The sequence below is a fragment of the Kribbella orskensis genome, assembly GCF_004342085.1.
GTDB lineage: Bacteria > Actinomycetota > Actinomycetes > Propionibacteriales > Kribbellaceae > Kribbella > Kribbella orskensis.
On the sequence record NZ_SLWM01000001.1, the window covers coordinates 1,014,941 to 1,030,435 of the forward strand.

General features: G+C 68.1%; 17 protein-coding genes. 8 read left to right on the top strand and 9 right to left on the bottom strand.

The annotated features are described in order from the left end of the window. Window positions 1-77: 77 nt before the first annotated feature. Together EV644_RS04950 and EV644_RS04955 are read left to right on the top strand one after the other, a co-directional pair. Window positions 78-1,640, top strand: coding sequence for a purple acid phosphatase family protein (locus tag EV644_RS04950; RefSeq protein WP_132186785.1), 1,563 nt, complete (start codon window positions 78-80; stop codon window positions 1,638-1,640). A 91-nt stretch (window positions 1,641-1,731) separates the two neighbouring features. Continuing rightward, window positions 1,732-2,748, top strand: coding sequence for a COG1361 family protein (locus EV644_RS04955; RefSeq protein ID WP_132186784.1), 1,017 nt, complete (start codon window positions 1,732-1,734; stop codon window positions 2,746-2,748). Window positions 2,749-2,798: 50 nt separating this feature from the next. Here the strand turns inward: EV644_RS04955 and EV644_RS04960 are convergent, their stop codons facing one another. Further along, window positions 2,799-3,161 (bottom strand): hypothetical protein, encoded by a 363-nt coding sequence (locus EV644_RS04960; protein ID WP_132186783.1) that lies wholly within the window; start codon window positions 3,159-3,161, stop codon window positions 2,799-2,801. A 178-nt stretch (window positions 3,162-3,339) separates the two neighbouring features. After that, window positions 3,340-3,834, bottom strand: coding sequence for a DUF1269 domain-containing protein (locus EV644_RS04965; RefSeq protein WP_132186782.1), 495 nt, complete (start codon window positions 3,832-3,834; stop codon window positions 3,340-3,342). Between the two features lie 209 nt (window positions 3,835-4,043). On the opposite strand from EV644_RS04965, the gene EV644_RS04970 reads away from it, so the two are divergent. From EV644_RS04970 to EV644_RS04980, 3 genes are all read left to right on the top strand, one after another. Next, complete coding sequence (locus tag EV644_RS04970) at window positions 4,044-5,162, top strand: flavin-containing monooxygenase (RefSeq protein ID WP_132186781.1); 1,119 nt, start codon at window positions 4,044-4,046, stop codon at window positions 5,160-5,162. Window positions 5,163-5,265: 103 nt separating this feature from the next. Beyond that, the gene (locus EV644_RS04975) at window positions 5,266-6,237 is read left to right on the top strand and encodes a GNAT family N-acetyltransferase (RefSeq protein WP_132186780.1); all 972 of its coding nucleotides are present in this window, start codon (window positions 5,266-5,268) and stop codon (window positions 6,235-6,237) included. Window positions 6,238-6,350: 113 nt separating this feature from the next. Further along, the gene (locus tag EV644_RS04980) at window positions 6,351-6,593 is read left to right on the top strand and encodes a hypothetical protein (protein ID WP_132186779.1); all 243 of its coding nucleotides are present in this window, start codon (window positions 6,351-6,353) and stop codon (window positions 6,591-6,593) included. Between the two features lie 10 nt (window positions 6,594-6,603). On the opposite strand, the gene EV644_RS04985 is transcribed toward EV644_RS04980, so the two are convergent. From EV644_RS04985 to EV644_RS44385, 3 genes are read right to left on the bottom strand one after another with little or no spacing between them, the layout of a single operon-like run. Beyond that, on the bottom strand, window positions 6,604-6,999 hold the full coding sequence (locus EV644_RS04985) for a type II toxin-antitoxin system VapC family toxin (protein ID WP_132186778.1): 396 nt from the start codon (window positions 6,997-6,999) through the stop codon (window positions 6,604-6,606). A 23-nt stretch (window positions 7,000-7,022) separates the two neighbouring features. Next, window positions 7,023-7,928, bottom strand: a complete 906-nt coding sequence (locus EV644_RS04990; RefSeq protein WP_241997727.1) for a prenyltransferase/squalene oxidase repeat-containing protein — start codon at window positions 7,926-7,928, stop codon at window positions 7,023-7,025. A gap of 57 nt (window positions 7,929-7,985) precedes the next feature. Continuing rightward, on the bottom strand, window positions 7,986-8,123 hold the full coding sequence (locus EV644_RS44385) for a hypothetical protein (protein WP_158292741.1): 138 nt from the start codon (window positions 8,121-8,123) through the stop codon (window positions 7,986-7,988). A 29-nt stretch (window positions 8,124-8,152) separates the two neighbouring features. Here EV644_RS44385 and EV644_RS04995 point away from each other — a divergent pair, with 29 nt between their 5' ends. Both EV644_RS04995 and EV644_RS05000 read left to right on the top strand, forming a co-directional pair. Next, complete coding sequence (locus EV644_RS04995; protein ID WP_132186776.1) at window positions 8,153-9,040, top strand: hypothetical protein; 888 nt, start codon at window positions 8,153-8,155, stop codon at window positions 9,038-9,040. An 80-nt stretch (window positions 9,041-9,120) separates the two neighbouring features. Beyond that, window positions 9,121-9,369 (top strand): three-helix bundle dimerization domain-containing protein, encoded by a 249-nt coding sequence (locus EV644_RS05000; RefSeq protein WP_199239631.1) that lies wholly within the window; start codon window positions 9,121-9,123, stop codon window positions 9,367-9,369. Here EV644_RS05000 and EV644_RS05005 read toward each other — a convergent pair. Both EV644_RS05005 and EV644_RS05010 read right to left on the bottom strand, forming a co-directional pair. After that, window positions 9,366-10,601 (bottom strand): NAD(P)/FAD-dependent oxidoreductase, encoded by a 1,236-nt coding sequence (locus EV644_RS05005; protein ID WP_132186775.1) that lies wholly within the window; start codon window positions 10,599-10,601, stop codon window positions 9,366-9,368. The genes EV644_RS05000 and EV644_RS05005 overlap by 4 nt on opposite strands. Before the next feature lie 45 nt (window positions 10,602-10,646). Then, complete coding sequence (locus EV644_RS05010; RefSeq protein WP_132186774.1) at window positions 10,647-11,078, bottom strand: DoxX family membrane protein; 432 nt, start codon at window positions 11,076-11,078, stop codon at window positions 10,647-10,649. Window positions 11,079-11,165: 87 nt separating this feature from the next. Here EV644_RS05010 and EV644_RS05015 point away from each other — a divergent pair, with 87 nt between their 5' ends. After that, entirely contained in the window at window positions 11,166-11,852 is a 687-nt protein-coding gene (locus tag EV644_RS05015) for a helix-turn-helix transcriptional regulator (protein WP_199239632.1), read from the top strand. A gap of 4 nt (window positions 11,853-11,856) precedes the next feature. Here the strand turns inward: EV644_RS05015 and EV644_RS05020 are convergent, their stop codons facing one another. Beyond that, window positions 11,857-13,638 (bottom strand): ABC transporter ATP-binding protein, encoded by a 1,782-nt coding sequence (locus tag EV644_RS05020; protein WP_132186772.1) that lies wholly within the window; start codon window positions 13,636-13,638, stop codon window positions 11,857-11,859. Further along, the gene (locus EV644_RS05025; RefSeq protein ID WP_241997725.1) at window positions 13,631-15,403 is read right to left on the bottom strand and encodes an ABC transporter ATP-binding protein; all 1,773 of its coding nucleotides are present in this window, start codon (window positions 15,401-15,403) and stop codon (window positions 13,631-13,633) included. Before EV644_RS05025 ends, EV644_RS05020 begins: the two co-directional genes overlap by 8 nt. Between the last annotated feature and the right edge of the window lie 92 nt (window positions 15,404-15,495).

Below are 15,495 nucleotides of genomic sequence, written 5' to 3' on the forward strand. Positions count from 1 at the left end.
TTCACCCGAATTCCACTGGCCAGGACGAACGTGGGCAAGCATTCCGCACCCCTCGTACCTGAAACGGACGGAACCTGATGAAGCTCATCACCCGGTCACAGGCCGCCAGGCCGGTGACCCGCCGGCTGGCGGTCGGCGCGACCACGGCGGTCATGGCGGTGTCCCTGACCTTCGGTGGCGCCCTGGCGACCACGGCCCAGGCCGCCACCTCGCCGGCACCCACCGGCATCGTGCTCGGCGTCGGCGCCTCCGAGTCCCAGCGCGTCATCAGCTGGTACTCCGCGGCCGGCACCCCGCAGGTCGTACAGCTCGTGCCGACCTCGAAGCTCGAGCACGGCCGCTTTCCCAAGCACACGACCACGTTCCCGGCGACCGTCACCGCGAACACCGTCAACGGCGGCTTCAACGGCCACGCGACGATCGACGGCCTGAAGCAGAAGACCTCGTACTCGTACCGGGTCGGCACCCCGACCGGCTGGTCCCCGACCTACTCGTTCAAGACGCGCGACTTCAACGGCGACTTCGACTTCCTGTTCTTCGGCGACCCGCAGATCGGCTCGTCCGGCGACGTCGCGAAGGACGGCGCCGGCTGGGCGGACACCCTGAACGTCGCCCTCAAGGCGAACCCGAACGCCGAGCTGCTCGTCTCGGGCGGTGACCAGGTCGAGACCGCCAACACCGAGACGCAGTGGGACGCGTTCCTCGCCCCCGACAAGCTGCGCCAGTACCCGTGGGCCGCCACCATCGGCAACCACGACGTCGGCGGCAAGGCGTACGAGCAGCACTTCTGGACCCCGAACACCGACCGGTCGGCGCCGTTCTACAACGGCACCCCGGCGACCCGGTCCGGCGGCGACTACTGGTACCTCTACAAGGACGTGCTGTTCATCGACCTGAACAGCAACGCGTACGCCGCCGGCTCCGACGCCGCGCACGTCGACTACGTCAGCAAGGTCGTCAAGGCGCAGGGCAGCAAGGCGAAGTACACGGTCCTCGTGTACCACCACTCGATCTACTCGCCCGCCGCGCACGCGAACGACGGCGACAACCAGCTGCGCCGCCAGGACTTCCCGACCGCGTTCTCGAACCTCGGCGTCGACCTGGTCCTGCAGGGTCACGACCACAGCTACTCGCGCAGCTACGCGATCAAGAACGGCAAGAAGGCGAACGCCGACGAGAAGCCGGCTGCCACCGAGGTGGCCACGGGTCCGGGTGGGGTCATCTATGTGACCGCCAACTCCGCGTCCGGTTCGAAGTACTACGACCTCACCGCGCCGGACACGACCGAGGACCCGAACTACGGTCCGGACCCGCTGAACCCCAAGAGCCACTGGGCCAACTCGGTGGAGAACCAGGAGCACGTCCGCACCTACGTCAAGGTCGAGGTGGAGAAGGACAAGCTGGTCGTCCAGAACGTCCGCAGCAGCACCTGCGCCGGACCGAACGCCGCCGTCGAGCTCGGCAACGTCTCGTGGTGCGGTCCGGACAACGGTGCCGGCCCGGCGCGGCCGGTCGGCTCCATCGTCGACAAGGTCGTCATCCACCCGTACCGCGACAACGGTCACGCTGACTCGCCGCAGGGGCACGACTGGCTCCGGCAGGACGGCAAGACCGGGCTCACCCTCACCTCGCTGAGCTGAGCCTTCTCGCTCCATCAGGTGGGGTGGGCGCCTTCGGGTGCCTGCCCCACCGCCTGCCTTTCATCCGTTCTGACTCCCCGAGGATCCCCAGATGCACTCGTCCAGACCGCTGACCACAGCAGTCGGAGCGCTCGCCGCTGCCATCACGCTGCTCGCCGGCCTCGTCGTACTCGGCACTGAACCCGCTGCCGCGGCCGATGACGCGCCGTGGACCGTGCAGACGTCCTCGAACGAGTTCGGGTCGGAGCGACCGAACTACAGCTACACCCTGAATCCCGGCGGCCAACTCGCGGACGGCTTGGTGATCGCCAACCAGGGCACGACTCCGCTGGACCTCGCCCTGTACGCCGCGGACGGGTTCACCACCGATGCCGGGCAGCTCGACCTGGTGACCAAGGGCACGACGTCGACCGGCGTGGGCGCGTGGGTCCACGCAGGCCGGGACCGCGCGACGATCCAGCCGGGCAAGTCCGTCGAGGTGCCGTTCACGCTCACGCTTCCGGCCGACGCCGGCCCAGGGGACCGCGTCGGCGGCATCGTCACCTCGCTGACGCAGGCGGGTGTGGAGCGACGTGTCGCCCTGCGGATCCGGCTGCGCGTCGGCGGAGAACTCAAGCCGGCCCTGTCGGTCGAGAAGCTGCACCTGGACTCCCCAGGCACACTCAATCCGTTCGGGAAAAGCGATGCCACGCTGTCGTACACGATCCACAACACGGGCAACGCGGTTCTCGCGGCTCGGCAGTCGGCCTCCGTCTCCGGCCCGTTCGGGCGGCTGCGTGCCAATTCGGGTCAGGTGGCTGACTCGCCGCCGCTGCTCCCTGGCGAGAGCTGGAAGGTTTCCGTCCCTGTGCACGGAGTGGCTTCCTCGGTGCCCCTGACCGGCACCGTCACGCTGGTCCCGCTGCTCGCCGACGCGGCCGGCTCGACCGCCCCGCTCACGGCCGTCGACACAGCTGCCCACTCCTGGCCCACCCCGTGGGCGCTGCTGATCCTTTTCCTCGTCCTGTGCGGCCTCGTCGTGGTTGTTCTGACTTCCCGTCGGCGGTCCGAGTCGGGCACTCCCGTGCAGACCCCTCGCGCCCAGGAGACCTCTCAGCTGACGCACTGACCCCGCCCAGGCTGGTCAGGCCAGTCTCCGGATTGTTGCTGACGGCCCCTTCAGCGCGAGCGGAACAGCCCTCGGCGACGGTGGTTGGGGCCTCGATGACTGTGTACGACCTGCCAGAACCGCGGCAGGTCCAGCAACGCGTCGGCGGATTCGTCGTCAGGGTTGCTGCACAGGTAGCGGTGGGAATCGACGCCGGCGACGAAGACCTTCGGCCCGCGGGTTCCGTCCGGCGCTTGGACATAGGCGCGGCCGCCGCCGGTGCTCAGCCAGCGGATGAGGTCGTCGGCCGAGCTCTCCTCGGAGTCACCGGACGGGCACTCCCAGCGAACGGTCGCGATCCCGCGCAGGCCGTCCCAGCCTTCGGCCATGCCGATCGCCGTGATCGACAACGTCGTATAACTCGCCAGGCTCATCGATCGACGCACGCTTCCTCTAGCAACCGTCCTCCGCATACTGGCACTCACCCGGCCCACCCCGGAAGGGGTCAGCCATCGGTCCCGAGTACTGAGATTCCCCGCCGCGCCGTCCACGCACTACACCGGCACCGGGAGTGAACGAACCGGCACTCAGACGGACAATTGAGCAGTCGTATCAGCTGGCGAACATGTCGCGGAGGGCGGCTTCCTGCTCGTCCGACAGGTTGGACTGGATGAGTTGCGGCTTCTGGAGCCCGGTCGCCTGGAACGTGTCCCTGACCTTGTCCTGAACCACGTCGCTCGACATCAGGAAGAGCGCCGACGTCCCGGGGGTGATCTGATCGCGCGCAGCCTTGATGAACTCGTCGTCGATCCCCACATCGGCCAGCGACCCCGCCAGCGCACCCGAAGCAGCTCCGATGGCAGCACCCGCGAGCGGCATCAGGAAGATCATCCCGAAGAGCATTCCCCAGAACATCCCACCGATCGCACCGGCTCCGGTCAGACTGCGCAACTGCCGGGTCCTGGGCCTCCGGGCCTCCGGCTGCCACGACACCGACGCGGCATCATGCACCTTGATCAGCTCCTGCTTCGCCAACGCCTCCAAGGTGGCGATCGCCTGATTGGCCCCGTCCCAGCTCGCGAACTTCCAGACCGTCAGTGTCGCCATCGCCCAACTCCCGTCGCATGTGACCAGTCCCAGGCTCCTGCCACGCCAACGCGCCCGCCTCACCCCGACTGGGTGACGCGTTGGGTAGAACTAACCATGCCGCCGGGTTGCGGTGGATGGTTCTGCCGATGCGAGGCCGCCGCAGTACTTCCTAGGTTGAAGCCGTCAGATCCATCGAGCAACGACCGGCCCGGGTGAGGGGGTTGTCCATGGCGGCTACCAGCTCCGAACGCTTCGAGACCGTGGTCATCGGCGGCGGTCAGGCCGGCCTGGCCGTCGGGTACTACCTGGCGAAGCAAGAGCAGCCCTTTGTGATCCTGGACGCCGGCGAGCGACTCGGCGACCCCTGGCGCAAGCGATGGGACTCGCTGCGGGTTTTCACACCCGCTCGCTATGACGGGCTGCCCGGTTGGTCCGTCCCCGCGCCCGGCTGGTCGTACCCCACCAAGGACGAGGTGGCCGACTACCTCGAGTCCTACGCGACCCGCTTCCGGCTTCCGGTTCGCAGCGGGACTCGCGTGGACGGGCTCTGGCGCGAGAACGACCGGTACGTCGTCACCTCCGGGCTGAGCCGGTACTACGCAGACAACGTGGTCGTGGCAACGGGCGGCTACCAGACGCCGCGGATCCCCGCCTTCGCCGCTGAGCTCGATCGGGAGATCCTGCAGCTCCATTCGAGCCAGTACCGAAACCCCACACAGCTCCGGCAGGGCGGTGTTCTGGTGGTCGGCGCCGGCAACTCGGGTGCCGAGCTCGCCCTCGAAGCTTCAGCGGATCACCAGACCTGGTTGTCCGGACGGGACACCGGTCAGGAGCCGCTCCGCGCCGGGGGCCTCCTGGACAGATTCCTCACGCCGCCGTTCTGGTTCCTGCTCTCGCACGTGCTCACCGTGCGCACCCCGATAGGCCGAAAGGCCCGAGACCAACTCTCCAACCGAGGACTCCCGCTCGCACGAGTCAGGCGCCGGGATCTGACCCGAGCGGGCATCGAGCGCCTGCCCCGCGTCACCGCAGTACTCGACGGCCTGCCGCTAACCGCCGACGGCAGAGTCCACCACGTCGCCAACGTGATCTGGTGCACCGGCTTCGTCCCCGACTTCCACTGGATAGACCTGCCCGTCCTCGACCAGGACGGCAAGCCGAAGCACACCCGCGGCGTAGTCCTCTCCCACCCCGGCCTCTACTTCACCGGTCTCTTCTTCCTCTCCACAGCCGCCTCACCCCTGATCGGCGGCACCCCCAGAGACGCCCGCTACCTCACCCACCATCTCGCCCACCGCCCAAAGCCCGCCAGAACACCCCAAACAGCCGAGCACCCGTCGGACTGACGCGGCTGCCGGACCGCAACCTTTGGGTGGTAGGCCGCATCGATCAAGGTATGAGACCAAAAGGATCGATCGAGAGACCAACTGCGAGAGTGCTGGCCCGCCAGTGACTCTGCTGCAGGCCACCGAGGTACTACCGGACGGGTACACCGTCCGGGCTCCTGAGCCGGCCGATGCCGAGGGGATCTTCGATCTCATCTCGGCCTACAACACAGCAGTCGCCGGAGCCGCCGACTGCACTCTGAACAGCGTCGCCGACCACCTCGTCGAGCCCGGCTTCGACCGCAGGACCGACGGCTTCCTTGTGCTAGCCGCAGACGGCCTGCCGGTCGGTTACGGGACCGCCTTCGCCAAGGGTGACCGGCAGGCCATCGAGATCGAGGTGGCGTCGCAGGAGCCGACGATCGCGGCCTGGCTTTTCGACCACACCATGCGGCGCGCCCAGGAGATGGGCCGCGACAGCGGCCATGCCGAGATCACCGTCGACAGCTGCGTCTTCCGCGCCGACGAATCACTGCGCACCCTGCTGGCGGACCACGACTTCACCACCGGCACGACGTACCACCAGATGCGGATCGACCACACCGGCCCCGTTGCCACCCCGGAGACACCCGCGGGCGTCACCGTACGCCGCGGTGCGTACGACGACGCCACCCGCTTGACGGCTCACGAGATCGTCATCGAGTGCTTCAGCGGCCAGTACAACTTCACTCCTCGCCCGCACGACGAGTGGATCGAGTACTTCGAAGCCAGCTCTACCTTCGACTGGTCCCAGTTCACCCTGCTCGAGGTCGACGGGCGGGCAGTCGCCGTCCGCATCTGCAACGACGGGTTGATCGAGCCAGAGAACTCCGGCTACATCGGCACACTCGTCGTCCTCGAGGAGTTCCGTGGGCGTGGTCTGGCGAAGTTCCTGCTGCGCGACGCTTTCGCCCGCGATGCAGCCGATGGGCGGGCCGGCACGATCCTGCACGTCGACACCAACAACCCCACCCCGGCCCTCGGCCTCTACCTGTCGGTCGGCATGACCCCCACCCTCGTCTTCGACGGCTGGCGCAGCGTCATCCCAGTCGTCTAGTGCCTCCGCTGCCCAGCCGCCCCTGGGCTGCGCCTGGGTTTGTTCACCAGTTGGTCAGGAAGGGGTTCTAGGTTCGCAGTACTGGGCCGTCTGGTGCTGAGGAGAACGAGTCGATGAGTGGTGATGTGCACGAGCAGGGTCCGCTGCACCTCGAGGTCGGGAGGGGGTACCTGCCCGCCGTCGAGCCGAGCCCGGAGCTCGGCGTACCCGAGGGGGAAGCGGCTCTCGCCGAGGCCGAGGAGGAAGCCGGGTTCGACCTCGGGATCGACGTCGCCCAGCCGCTGGTCCAGCCGGACGGCGAAAGCTTCGACCTCGACGCCGACCTCGCCTATGGCAACGACCCCCACGAATCCTGAGGGACGCCGGTCAGAACAGCACCTCGATGGGGGCAACGGGCACGACGCCCTTCACTGCGCGGCTGAGCTCCGCGTCGAGCGTGATGAACGCGTCGGCCTGCAGTTGCGTCAGTGCGACGTACTCCGCGTCGTACGTGTCAGCCCACCCAAGCTGATCGGCGATCTTGAACGCGACACTCTGGAGGACGCGGTCTCCGAGCAACCGGAGCCGCAACGCGCGCACATAGGTGAGCCGGCGATCTGCCTCCTTCTTGGTCAGCTCACCATCGCGTACTGCTTTGTAGAGGGCAGACAGCATCTGTGAGCGCAGGAGTGTCGGCGCCAGAAGCTGGTGCTCAGGGGCAATCACGGCCTCGTCGCCGGCCAAGCGAAGCGCCACGTCGGGTCCGATCACGTACCTGGTCATAGCTTTCACCTGTCTGGCTGACGTCAGCGCTGGTCGTACCAGCGCAGTACTCGGAGGGCTCGGAGGGTGTTCCAGCGGCTGGGGTTGCCTTCGGACTCGTCGAGGTCGAGGTGGGTTTCGCCTGGGTGCGGGTTCTCCAGGAGCCAGCGGCCGTCGTCGGTGCGTTTCTTCTCGACCAGGGCGACGGCCTCCTCCAGACGTTCGTCCGGTACTGCGGCCGCGTCGCGGAGGTAGTCGAGGGCGCGGAGTACGTCGTAGAAGTAGTACGTCGGGAAGGAGAACCGCGTCCACTCCGGGTCGATCACCTCGCCGGTGGACAGTCGGTGGAGGAGGCGGCGCTCGACGAGGTACTCCTGGCCTTTCAGGCGGGCGGCGGTCAGTTCCGGAGTAGTGCCCGTCGCGCGCTCGTGCTCGAGGAGACCCTCGAGCACGCAGATCGTGCTGTGGAAGGACCCCCGGGTCGAGCCCCTCTCCTGCTCGCAGTTCCACCCGCCGTCGCTCATCTGCTCGCCCAGGAGCCGGTCGACGATCACCTGCACGGCCTGGCCGTAGTACGAGCCGAGCGCCACGGCCAGACCGTTGATGCACGGCTCGACCTCGCCATCGAAGAACGGCAGGTCGTCGTACTCCCACTTGGCGTTCTCGCGCACCGGAGCCACCGCCCGCCGGGCTGGTTCGCTCCGTGGGTCGAGGCCGAGGTTGCGCAGGAGCGACAGAGTCCACGCCGTGGAGGTCCAGCTGGGGAAGTACGTCCCGCTGCCCCACCGACCGTCCGGCTCCTGCCGCGCGAGCAGTTGGGCGCCCCAGCCTTCCACCGCAACCCGGGAACGCTCGGCCCCGACCGCTTCGTCCCCGGCATCGGCCAGGTCACGCATGACCTGCCAGCGGATCGACGGATCCGAATCCAGCAACCACTCCACGACAGCCACGGCTGCTCCCATCCCCAGGCTCTACTCCAGTTCGGGAGACTAGCCCGCGAGCGCTCGCTAACCCAGACCCCAGAAGTTGGCGACCTGGTGGGCCGCGCAGATGTCGATGTCGAGGATGTACGGCGCGGGCCGGCCACAGTACGCCGTACCGGTGCCCGGGTTGATCGGCTCGACGTGGCCTATGCCTGTCGACACTCGGCCGTGCTCTGCCCGATGATCGGGTCGTGAGCTCCGGAGAATCCGCAGCGGAGTGGGCGCTCCGTCAGGTCGAGGTCGTGCGTGATCAGCCGGCGGCTCGTCTTGAACTGATCGCTCGCACGTACCGCGGACCAACCGGCCGGGCGCCTCGACACCTGCCCTTCCGCCGGTCGGCGATGAGTTTCATCCGCTGGCAGATCAATCGCGGTGTTCTCGCGCCACTGACCGCAGACCCTCCTGGCAGTCCATGGTGGCGTGCAGTCAACGAGCGACTGCTGCGCGATGGCTGCGAGGCCGTCGCCCGCAGCGGCGGATTGAGCGGTACTCCGTCGTCCCACGCCGTCGAGCAGTGGATGGCGTTCGTCTCTGACCCAACCGCCCGCACGTGGTACCAGGCACACAACGCGAGCATCATCTCCGCCTACCTCCACCATCGTGACCTGGCGGACGCCGAAAGCCGTCCCGAGCGGTTCTTTCTGAACGTCGTACTGCTGCGTGTCCTCTACGCGCATGCCTTGGTCGAAGCGCCCCGTCTCGCCCTCGGCCGACTCGCGTCCCTCGGACCGCTTCTCGGCGATCCCCGACTCTGGATCCCCGGAGTCTTCGTGTCGCTGTCGCGGGTTCTTCCCGACCGCTATCCGCTCGGCGACGAGGTCGCCGCGTACGTCGCCGCGGAGCGCAACATCGGCCAGATTCTGGACTACGGTCTCGTCAGACCTCGGCTGCAGCAGCTCTACGAATGGTCCGCCCGGCAACTCGCCGAGCCGGCTCTCCTCGAGTGCATCCGCGAAGGCAGCCCCACCTATGCGTGGTCCTTCGCCGATCGCGCCGTCTGGCATCCCGCGCGCCTTGCCCCCGCAGTCCGCGCAATCGAACGCGTCGCGCCACCGACCAACCACTGGGAGCAGCGATAAGGCCGCCACACCGGCCGTGGTGCGTGAACTCTTCGGTCTCGGTATTGCGCCACCGCACCAGCAGAGTGACGGTAGGAAACATGAACCGCTCCGAGGAAGACCGTGCCATCGCTGAGGCCGTCGAGCGACTCATCAAAGCATTCCCCGGTCTCTCACCGGAAACCATCGAACGCGCCGTGGCCGAGAGCCGCCCCGAGTTCGAAGGCAACCCGATCCGCGACTTCGTCCCGCTGTTCGTCGAGCGCTCCGCCAGGCACCGCCTACGCACCCTGACAACCGCCGGTTACCACCGCATACCCTTGCCGACCCTCGAGGCTCGCCGGCGCTAGACCAGGACGTGGGCGGTCAGTGGCACTGACGTGTCCGCGAGCCGGTCCGGGTCGACCGGTTGCCTGCTGCGGATCAACTCCTGGACCGGCGCGATGCCGTCGTCCCACAGATTGACCTGCATCCCCGCCACCACCCGGTCATCGGCCAGCCAGAACGCGTGGAACGCCTGCCCCTCGACGTCGCCGCGGGTGACGAGCCGGTCGTAGCCGCCCGGTCCGATCAACCCGGAGAACTCCATCCCGACGTCGTACTGGTCGGTGAAGAAGTAGGGAAGCCGGTCATAGGCGACCTGCTGACCGAGCATCGCCCTCGCGGCGACGGGTCCGCCGTTCAGCGCGTTGTCCCAGTGTTCGGTCCGCAGCTGGCCCCTGTAGAAGGGATGGTACGAATTCGCCACGTCGCCGACCGCGTAGATGTCGGGGTCGTCGGTGCACAGCAACTCGTTGACGACGATTCCGTTGTGACAGGACAGGCCGGCCTGTTCGGCAAGCTCGATGTTCGGGCTCGCGCCGATCCCCACGATGACCGCGTCAGCCGCGAACTCGCTGCCGTCCTCGGTCAGGACACCGGTCACACGCTCGGTCCCCTGGAACGCCGTCACGTTGTGACTCAGCCGCAGATCGACACCGTTGCGCAGATGGAGCCCGGCGAAGAACGCGCCCATCTCAGCGCCGAGCGCAGCGAGCAAAGGTACCGGCTGCGGATCGAGGACGGTCACGTCACAGCCGTACTCCTGAGCCGCCGCAGCGGTCTCCAGGCCGATCCACCCGGCACCCACGACGACGATCCGGCCGCCGGCCCGAATCGCCTCGCGCAGCCGGTCCGAGTCCCCGACCCGGCGCAGGTAGTGGATGCCGTCGAGCTCCGCGCCCGGCAGCCGCAGCCGGCGCGGTGACGACCCTGTCGCCAGCAGCAGCTTCGCGTAGCCGATGCGTTCGCCGGTGTCGAGTTCCACCTCGTGAGCGGCGCGGTCCAGCCTCGTCGCGCGCCTGCCGAGCAGCAGTTCCACCTCGTGTTCGTCGTACCAGGACTCTTCGTGGACGTAGATCTTCGCTCTTCCGTCCTTGCCCAGCAGGTAGCCCTTGGACAACGCGGGGCGCTCGTACGGGCGCTCACTCTCGTCGCCGATCAGGACGATCCGCCCCGCGAAGCCTTGCTCCCGCAAAGCCTGGGCCGCCTTCGCGCCCGCCAGACTCGCGCCGACGATGACGTAGGTGGATTCCTTGTTCATGATCACCTTTCCCGTACGGAAATCTCAGGGGCCCTTGCCTGCTGCTCAGGAGCTGTGCCGGGCCGGTGCGTACTTGGCGGCGAGCCGGGCCAGCGCCAAGGCGCCGACCAGGAGACCGAAGTCGCGCAGCGCGACGTCGTAGAAGTCCGGGATCGTCAGGAGGTTGACGATGATGCCCGCGAGCCAGGCGGCGACGATCAGCGCGCCGTACCGCGGGATCAGGGCGACGGCCACGCCGGCGACGATCTCGATCACGCCGATCATGTACATCGCGTCCTGACCGGACCCCGGAACGATGTCGTTGATCCACGGCGCCAGGTACTGCGGCCAGTCGGTCAACAGGTTCGCGAACTTGTCCAGCCCGAACAGGACCGGCGCCACGGTGAACACGGTGCGCAACAACAGGAACGCCTGGTAGCCAGGATCGGACAGCGCTTCGCGGTCGACTAACCGGGTGGTCGGCTGGTGGGTGGTCATGAGCTTCTCCTTCTAAAGTAGATGTGTTTTGACTTTAGAAGCGCCCCGGGCTTTTCGTCAATGGGAGTTGGCTTTAGAATGGAGCTCGTGGACGACTCCCGGGAAGCTCGGATCCTGGCCGTCGCCGCGTTGGAGGAGCCGACGCGGCGCCGGCTGTACGACCACGTCGTACGGCGGGTAGGTCCGGTGACCCGGGACGAGGCCGCCACCGCCTTGGGGCTGCCCCGCACCACCGCCGCGTTCCATCTCGACAAACTGGCCGACGAGGGCCTGCTCGAGGTCGTCTACGAACGCCGCAACGGCCGATCCGGCCCCGGCGCGGGACGGCCGTCGAAGCTGTACCGCCGCGCCGCCCAGCACGTCGCCGTGTCGCTACCGGAGAACCGCTACGACCTGGCCGGAGGCCTGCTGGCGACAGCCATCGAAGACGCTGTTGCCACCGGTGAATCCCCGCGAACGGCTCTCGACCGCCGCGCCCGCCAACTCGGGAACGAACTCGCCCTTGCCGCCCGCGACGAGGCAGACGGCCCCGACGTGATGCGAGTCCTCGAGGAACAAGGCTTCGAGCCGCGCACCGACGAGAACGCGATCGTCCTCGGCAACTGCCCCTTCCACGCGCTGGCCCAGGACCACACCGACCTGGTCTGCGAGATGAACCTCTGCCTCCTCGACGGCCTCCTGACAGGCCTGGGCACCACCCATCTACAGGCTCACCTCAAGCCCACGCCCGACACCTGCTGCGTCCGCCTGGAGCCAGCGCCGGCGCCTGGCTGAGACGTCAGCGGTAGGCGCGGGCCTGGAGGTTGAAGAGTTCTGCGTAGCGGCCGTGTGCCGCGAGGAGGTCTTCGTGGGTACCTACGTCTTCCACGCGGCCGTTGTGCATCACCACGATGAGGTCGGCCATGCGTACGGTCGAGAAGCGGTGGGACACCAGGACGGTGACGCCGCCTGTCTCGGCGGCAGCGATCCTGGCGGCTGCGGCGTACTGCTCGTACAACCGGTGCTCGGCTTCCGGGTCCAGCGCCGCGGTCGGCTCGTCGAGCAGCAACAGCAGTGGGCGTTCGCGCATGAATGCCCGAGCCAACGCGAGCCGCTGCCACTGGCCGCCGGACAGCTCGACTCCGTCCGTGAACTTCTTGCCCAGCTGCGTGTCCAGCCCGCGCGGCAGTCCGGCGACCACAGACGCCGCGTCACCCCGCGAGATCGCGGCGCGCACCGCCGCCTCGTCGGACTCCCGTTCGACGTCGCCGATCCCCACGACCTCGCGCGCCGTCAACTCGAACTTGACGAAGTCCTGGAACCCCGCCGAGAGCTGTGACCGCCAGGCGTCCGGTGAGATCGTCGCGAGGTCCACGCCGTCGACGAGGACGCGTCCGGTCGTCGGGTCGTACATCCGCGCGAGCAGCTTGACCAACGTCGTCTTGCCTGCGCCGTTCTCGCCCACCAACGCGACGGCCGAACCCGCAGGCAGGACGAGGTTGACATCGCTGAGTACGGCGGAATCCGTGCCAGGGTAGGAGAATCCGACATTGCGCAGCTCGATGCCGGACGTGATCCGCGCCGGCGCCGGCTCGACACTCGTCTGCCACGCGTTGTCCTTCGCATACTCCCGTAACCAGTCGTAGCGGCTGAAGCTCCGCACCACCTCGCCTATCCAGTAGACGTTGCGGGCGATCCCACCGGTCATCTGATCCACCTGCGGCGCCAGCAACAACACGAGTACCACGTCGCCGGCCGTCTGCTGCCCGTTGCGAGCCCGCGCGATCACCCAAACGATGGCCCCGGCGTACGCGAGGCCGAACGCCAGTCGCACCGACCCGTCGACTTTGCCACCCCAGCGGGCCGCCTCGACCCGGCGCCGGTACCGGTCCGTCTGCAACGAGAAAATCCTGTCCAGCAGGACCTGCCCGAGCCCGAACACCCGCAGCTCCAGCCCCGTCCGCGCGTCCTTCGCCACCTCGATCAACCGATCGACCAGCCGCTCCTGCGGCATCGAGTCCTCCCAGGCCTTGTGCTGCCGCGTGCTGCTCACGTACGCCGACCAGATCCGCGTCGCACCGAGCAACGGCAGCAACAGCAGCAGCGGATTCACGGACCCGAGCAAGCCGAGCACCGTGACCGTGTTGGCCACCGTCGCGAACGCCCACAGCAGTACCTCGGCACCGACGCCCATCCGCCAAGCGCGTTCGCGGACCAGCTCCAGCCGGTCGGCGACGTCGGGCCGCTCGTGATGCGTGAGCCCTGGAATGCCCGTCGTCACGTCCAGCAGATCGGCGTGCACGCGGCCGGCCATGCGTTCCTGCGCGGTGTCCTGCAGTGGCCAGCCGATGACGTCGGCGACGAACGCAACCGCCAGACCACCGACGATGATGCCGATGCCCAGCGCTATCGTGCTCGACTTGTCGCTCGCGAGCCCTTCGATGAGCAGGCTGAGGCCGTAGGTCTGGGCCGGCGCCGTGATCGCGCGCGCCGCGACGAGCACCGCCGAGATCGTCATCAGCAACGGGGCCGCACGGAATGACGTGGTCAGCCACAACCAGGAGATCCGGAGGTTACGCATCGAGGACCTCGCTCCCCGGGCCGTCCGAGGCTTCGGACGTCACGTACCGCTCGGCCTGGAGGTGGAACATGGTGGCGTACGTTCCGCCCTTGTCCAGCAGCTGTTCGTGCGTGCCGTCCTCCGTGATCCGCCCGTCGGCGAGCACGCAGATGCGGTCGGCGTTGCGGACCACCGAGAACCGGTGAGAGATGATCAAGGACGCCACCCCCGACGTCAGCTCGAGGTACCGCCCGACCAGCTCAGCCTCTGCGCGCACGTCCAGCGCCGCCGCCGGCTCGTCCAGCACGAGCACACCAGCCCCGGCATGTACGGCGAACAGCGCTCGCGCCAGGGCGACTCGTTGCCACTCACCGCCGGACAGGTCGACGCCGCCGTCGAAGGTCTTGTCGAGCACCGTGTCCCACGCGGCCGGCAGGCGACGCACGACCTGGTCGATGCCGGACTCCCGCGCGACCTTGGCCAGCGCGACCTGGTCGTCGGCGCGTTCGACCGCGCCGAACACGACGTTGTCGGTCACCGACAAGGGGAAGCGCAGGAAGTCCTGCACGATCGCGGCGATGCGCCGTTGCCAGGCGGCCTGGTCGAGCTCGGAGAGGTCCACGCCGTCGACGGTGATCCGGCCCTCGGTCGGCCGGTACGCGCCGGCGAGCAGTTTCACCAGCGTGGACTTGCCGGCGCCGTTGACGCCGACGAGCGCGAGCGCTTCGTGCGCGCGGATCGTGAGGTCGAGGTCGCGGAGCACGTCGACGTCGGAGCCGGGGTACCGGAAGCTGACGTTCTCGAACCGGACCTCGCGCGCCGGCATGGTCTCCACCCGGTGCCTGCTCGTCGCGACCGGCTCGGGGTGGCGCTCGGCGATCGTGCCGGGCAGCTTCTCCATCGCGCGGTACGCCGACAACCCGCGCCGCACCTGGACGACGCCGTACCCGTTCATCGACACTCCGATGGCCAGGATCGCGGGAACGGTGGTCGCGACCTCGGTGAGTGGCAGTTCGCCGGCGAGCGCAGCCCGGCCGACCAGCAGGATCGCGAGCCCGTTCGCAGCCAGATGCAGGCCCCCGGTGAGGATGGACCACTTCACGTTCTTGCGGCGCCGGTTCCAGACCGGGCGGAAGCCCGTGGTCCACTCCCGGACATACCGCTGGACCAGCCAGTCGTGCAGTCCGAAGACGCGGAGCTCCTTGGGTGCGTCGCGCATGCCGAGGTCGAACAGGTAGTCGGCCCGCCGCTGCTCCTCGGTATTGCCCCACCAGACGTCGATCTCGCGCTCGATCAGGCGGCCGCCGTACCACTCCAGCAGCAACGTCACCGCGACCAGCATCGCGGCGACCGGCCAGGAGAACATCACACCGACGATGGCCGCCGAGCCGACCAGCGTGACCCGGCTGGCGAGCAGCCAGGGCAGATTCCCCAAGCCTTGCGCGAGATGGAATCCGCCCTTGCCCTTCGCCCGCTCCTGCACGTCCAGCACCACGGTGTCCTCGAGGTGCGCGACTCTGCGCGGCCGGAGCAACGGCTCGGTGATGCCGGTACCGATCTGCCGAACGAGCGCCGCGTCCATGATCAGCGACGCCACCTGGTGGATCGCGGGCGTGAGGCTCTCCAGGACGAACACGAGCAGCAGGGCCCCGAGAAGCCAGCTGAACTCGGTGAGCGACATAGCTCCGGGGGCATCGTCGATCACACCTGGAACAGCACCGACAACCTGGCCGGTGAGCAACGTGACCGCCATCCCCAGCACGGAGCCGAGCACAGCGAGGCCCATCGTCAGAACGGTGCCAGCAGGTGAAGCACGATACGCGTACCGAAGGAGAGTCAGCACCCGATCGACCGTAACGGCGACCACCGACAAAAGCA

What these genes read in the sequence shown, in the direction of transcription:
- EV644_RS04950 (WP_132186785.1), top strand. Translation starts at nt 78, where the DNA reads ATGAAGCTCATCACCCGGTCACAGGCCGCCAGGCCGGTGACCCGCCGG.
- EV644_RS04955 (WP_132186784.1), top strand. Translation starts at nt 1,732, where the DNA reads ATGCACTCGTCCAGACCGCTGACCACAGCAGTCGGAGCGCTCGCCGCT.
- EV644_RS04960 (WP_132186783.1), bottom strand. Translation starts at nt 3,161, where the DNA reads ATGAGCCTGGCGAGTTATACGACGTTGTCGATCACGGCGATCGGCATG.
- EV644_RS04965 (WP_132186782.1), bottom strand. Translation starts at nt 3,834, where the DNA reads ATGGCGACACTGACGGTCTGGAAGTTCGCGAGCTGGGACGGGGCCAAT.
- EV644_RS04970 (WP_132186781.1), top strand. Translation starts at nt 4,044, where the DNA reads ATGGCGGCTACCAGCTCCGAACGCTTCGAGACCGTGGTCATCGGCGGC.
- EV644_RS04980 (WP_132186779.1), top strand. Translation starts at nt 6,351, where the DNA reads ATGAGTGGTGATGTGCACGAGCAGGGTCCGCTGCACCTCGAGGTCGGG.
- EV644_RS04985 (WP_132186778.1), bottom strand. Translation starts at nt 6,999, where the DNA reads ATGACCAGGTACGTGATCGGACCCGACGTGGCGCTTCGCTTGGCCGGC.
- EV644_RS05000 (WP_199239631.1), top strand. Translation starts at nt 9,121, where the DNA reads ATGAACCGCTCCGAGGAAGACCGTGCCATCGCTGAGGCCGTCGAGCGA.
- EV644_RS05005 (WP_132186775.1), bottom strand. Translation starts at nt 10,601, where the DNA reads ATGAACAAGGAATCCACCTACGTCATCGTCGGCGCGAGTCTGGCGGGC.
- EV644_RS05010 (WP_132186774.1), bottom strand. Translation starts at nt 11,078, where the DNA reads ATGACCACCCACCAGCCGACCACCCGGTTAGTCGACCGCGAAGCGCTG.
- EV644_RS05020 (WP_132186772.1), bottom strand. Translation starts at nt 13,638, where the DNA reads ATGCGTAACCTCCGGATCTCCTGGTTGTGGCTGACCACGTCATTCCGT.
- EV644_RS05025 (WP_241997725.1), bottom strand. Translation starts at nt 15,403, where the DNA reads ATGGGCCTCGCTGTGCTCGGCTCCGTGCTGGGGATGGCGGTCACGTTG.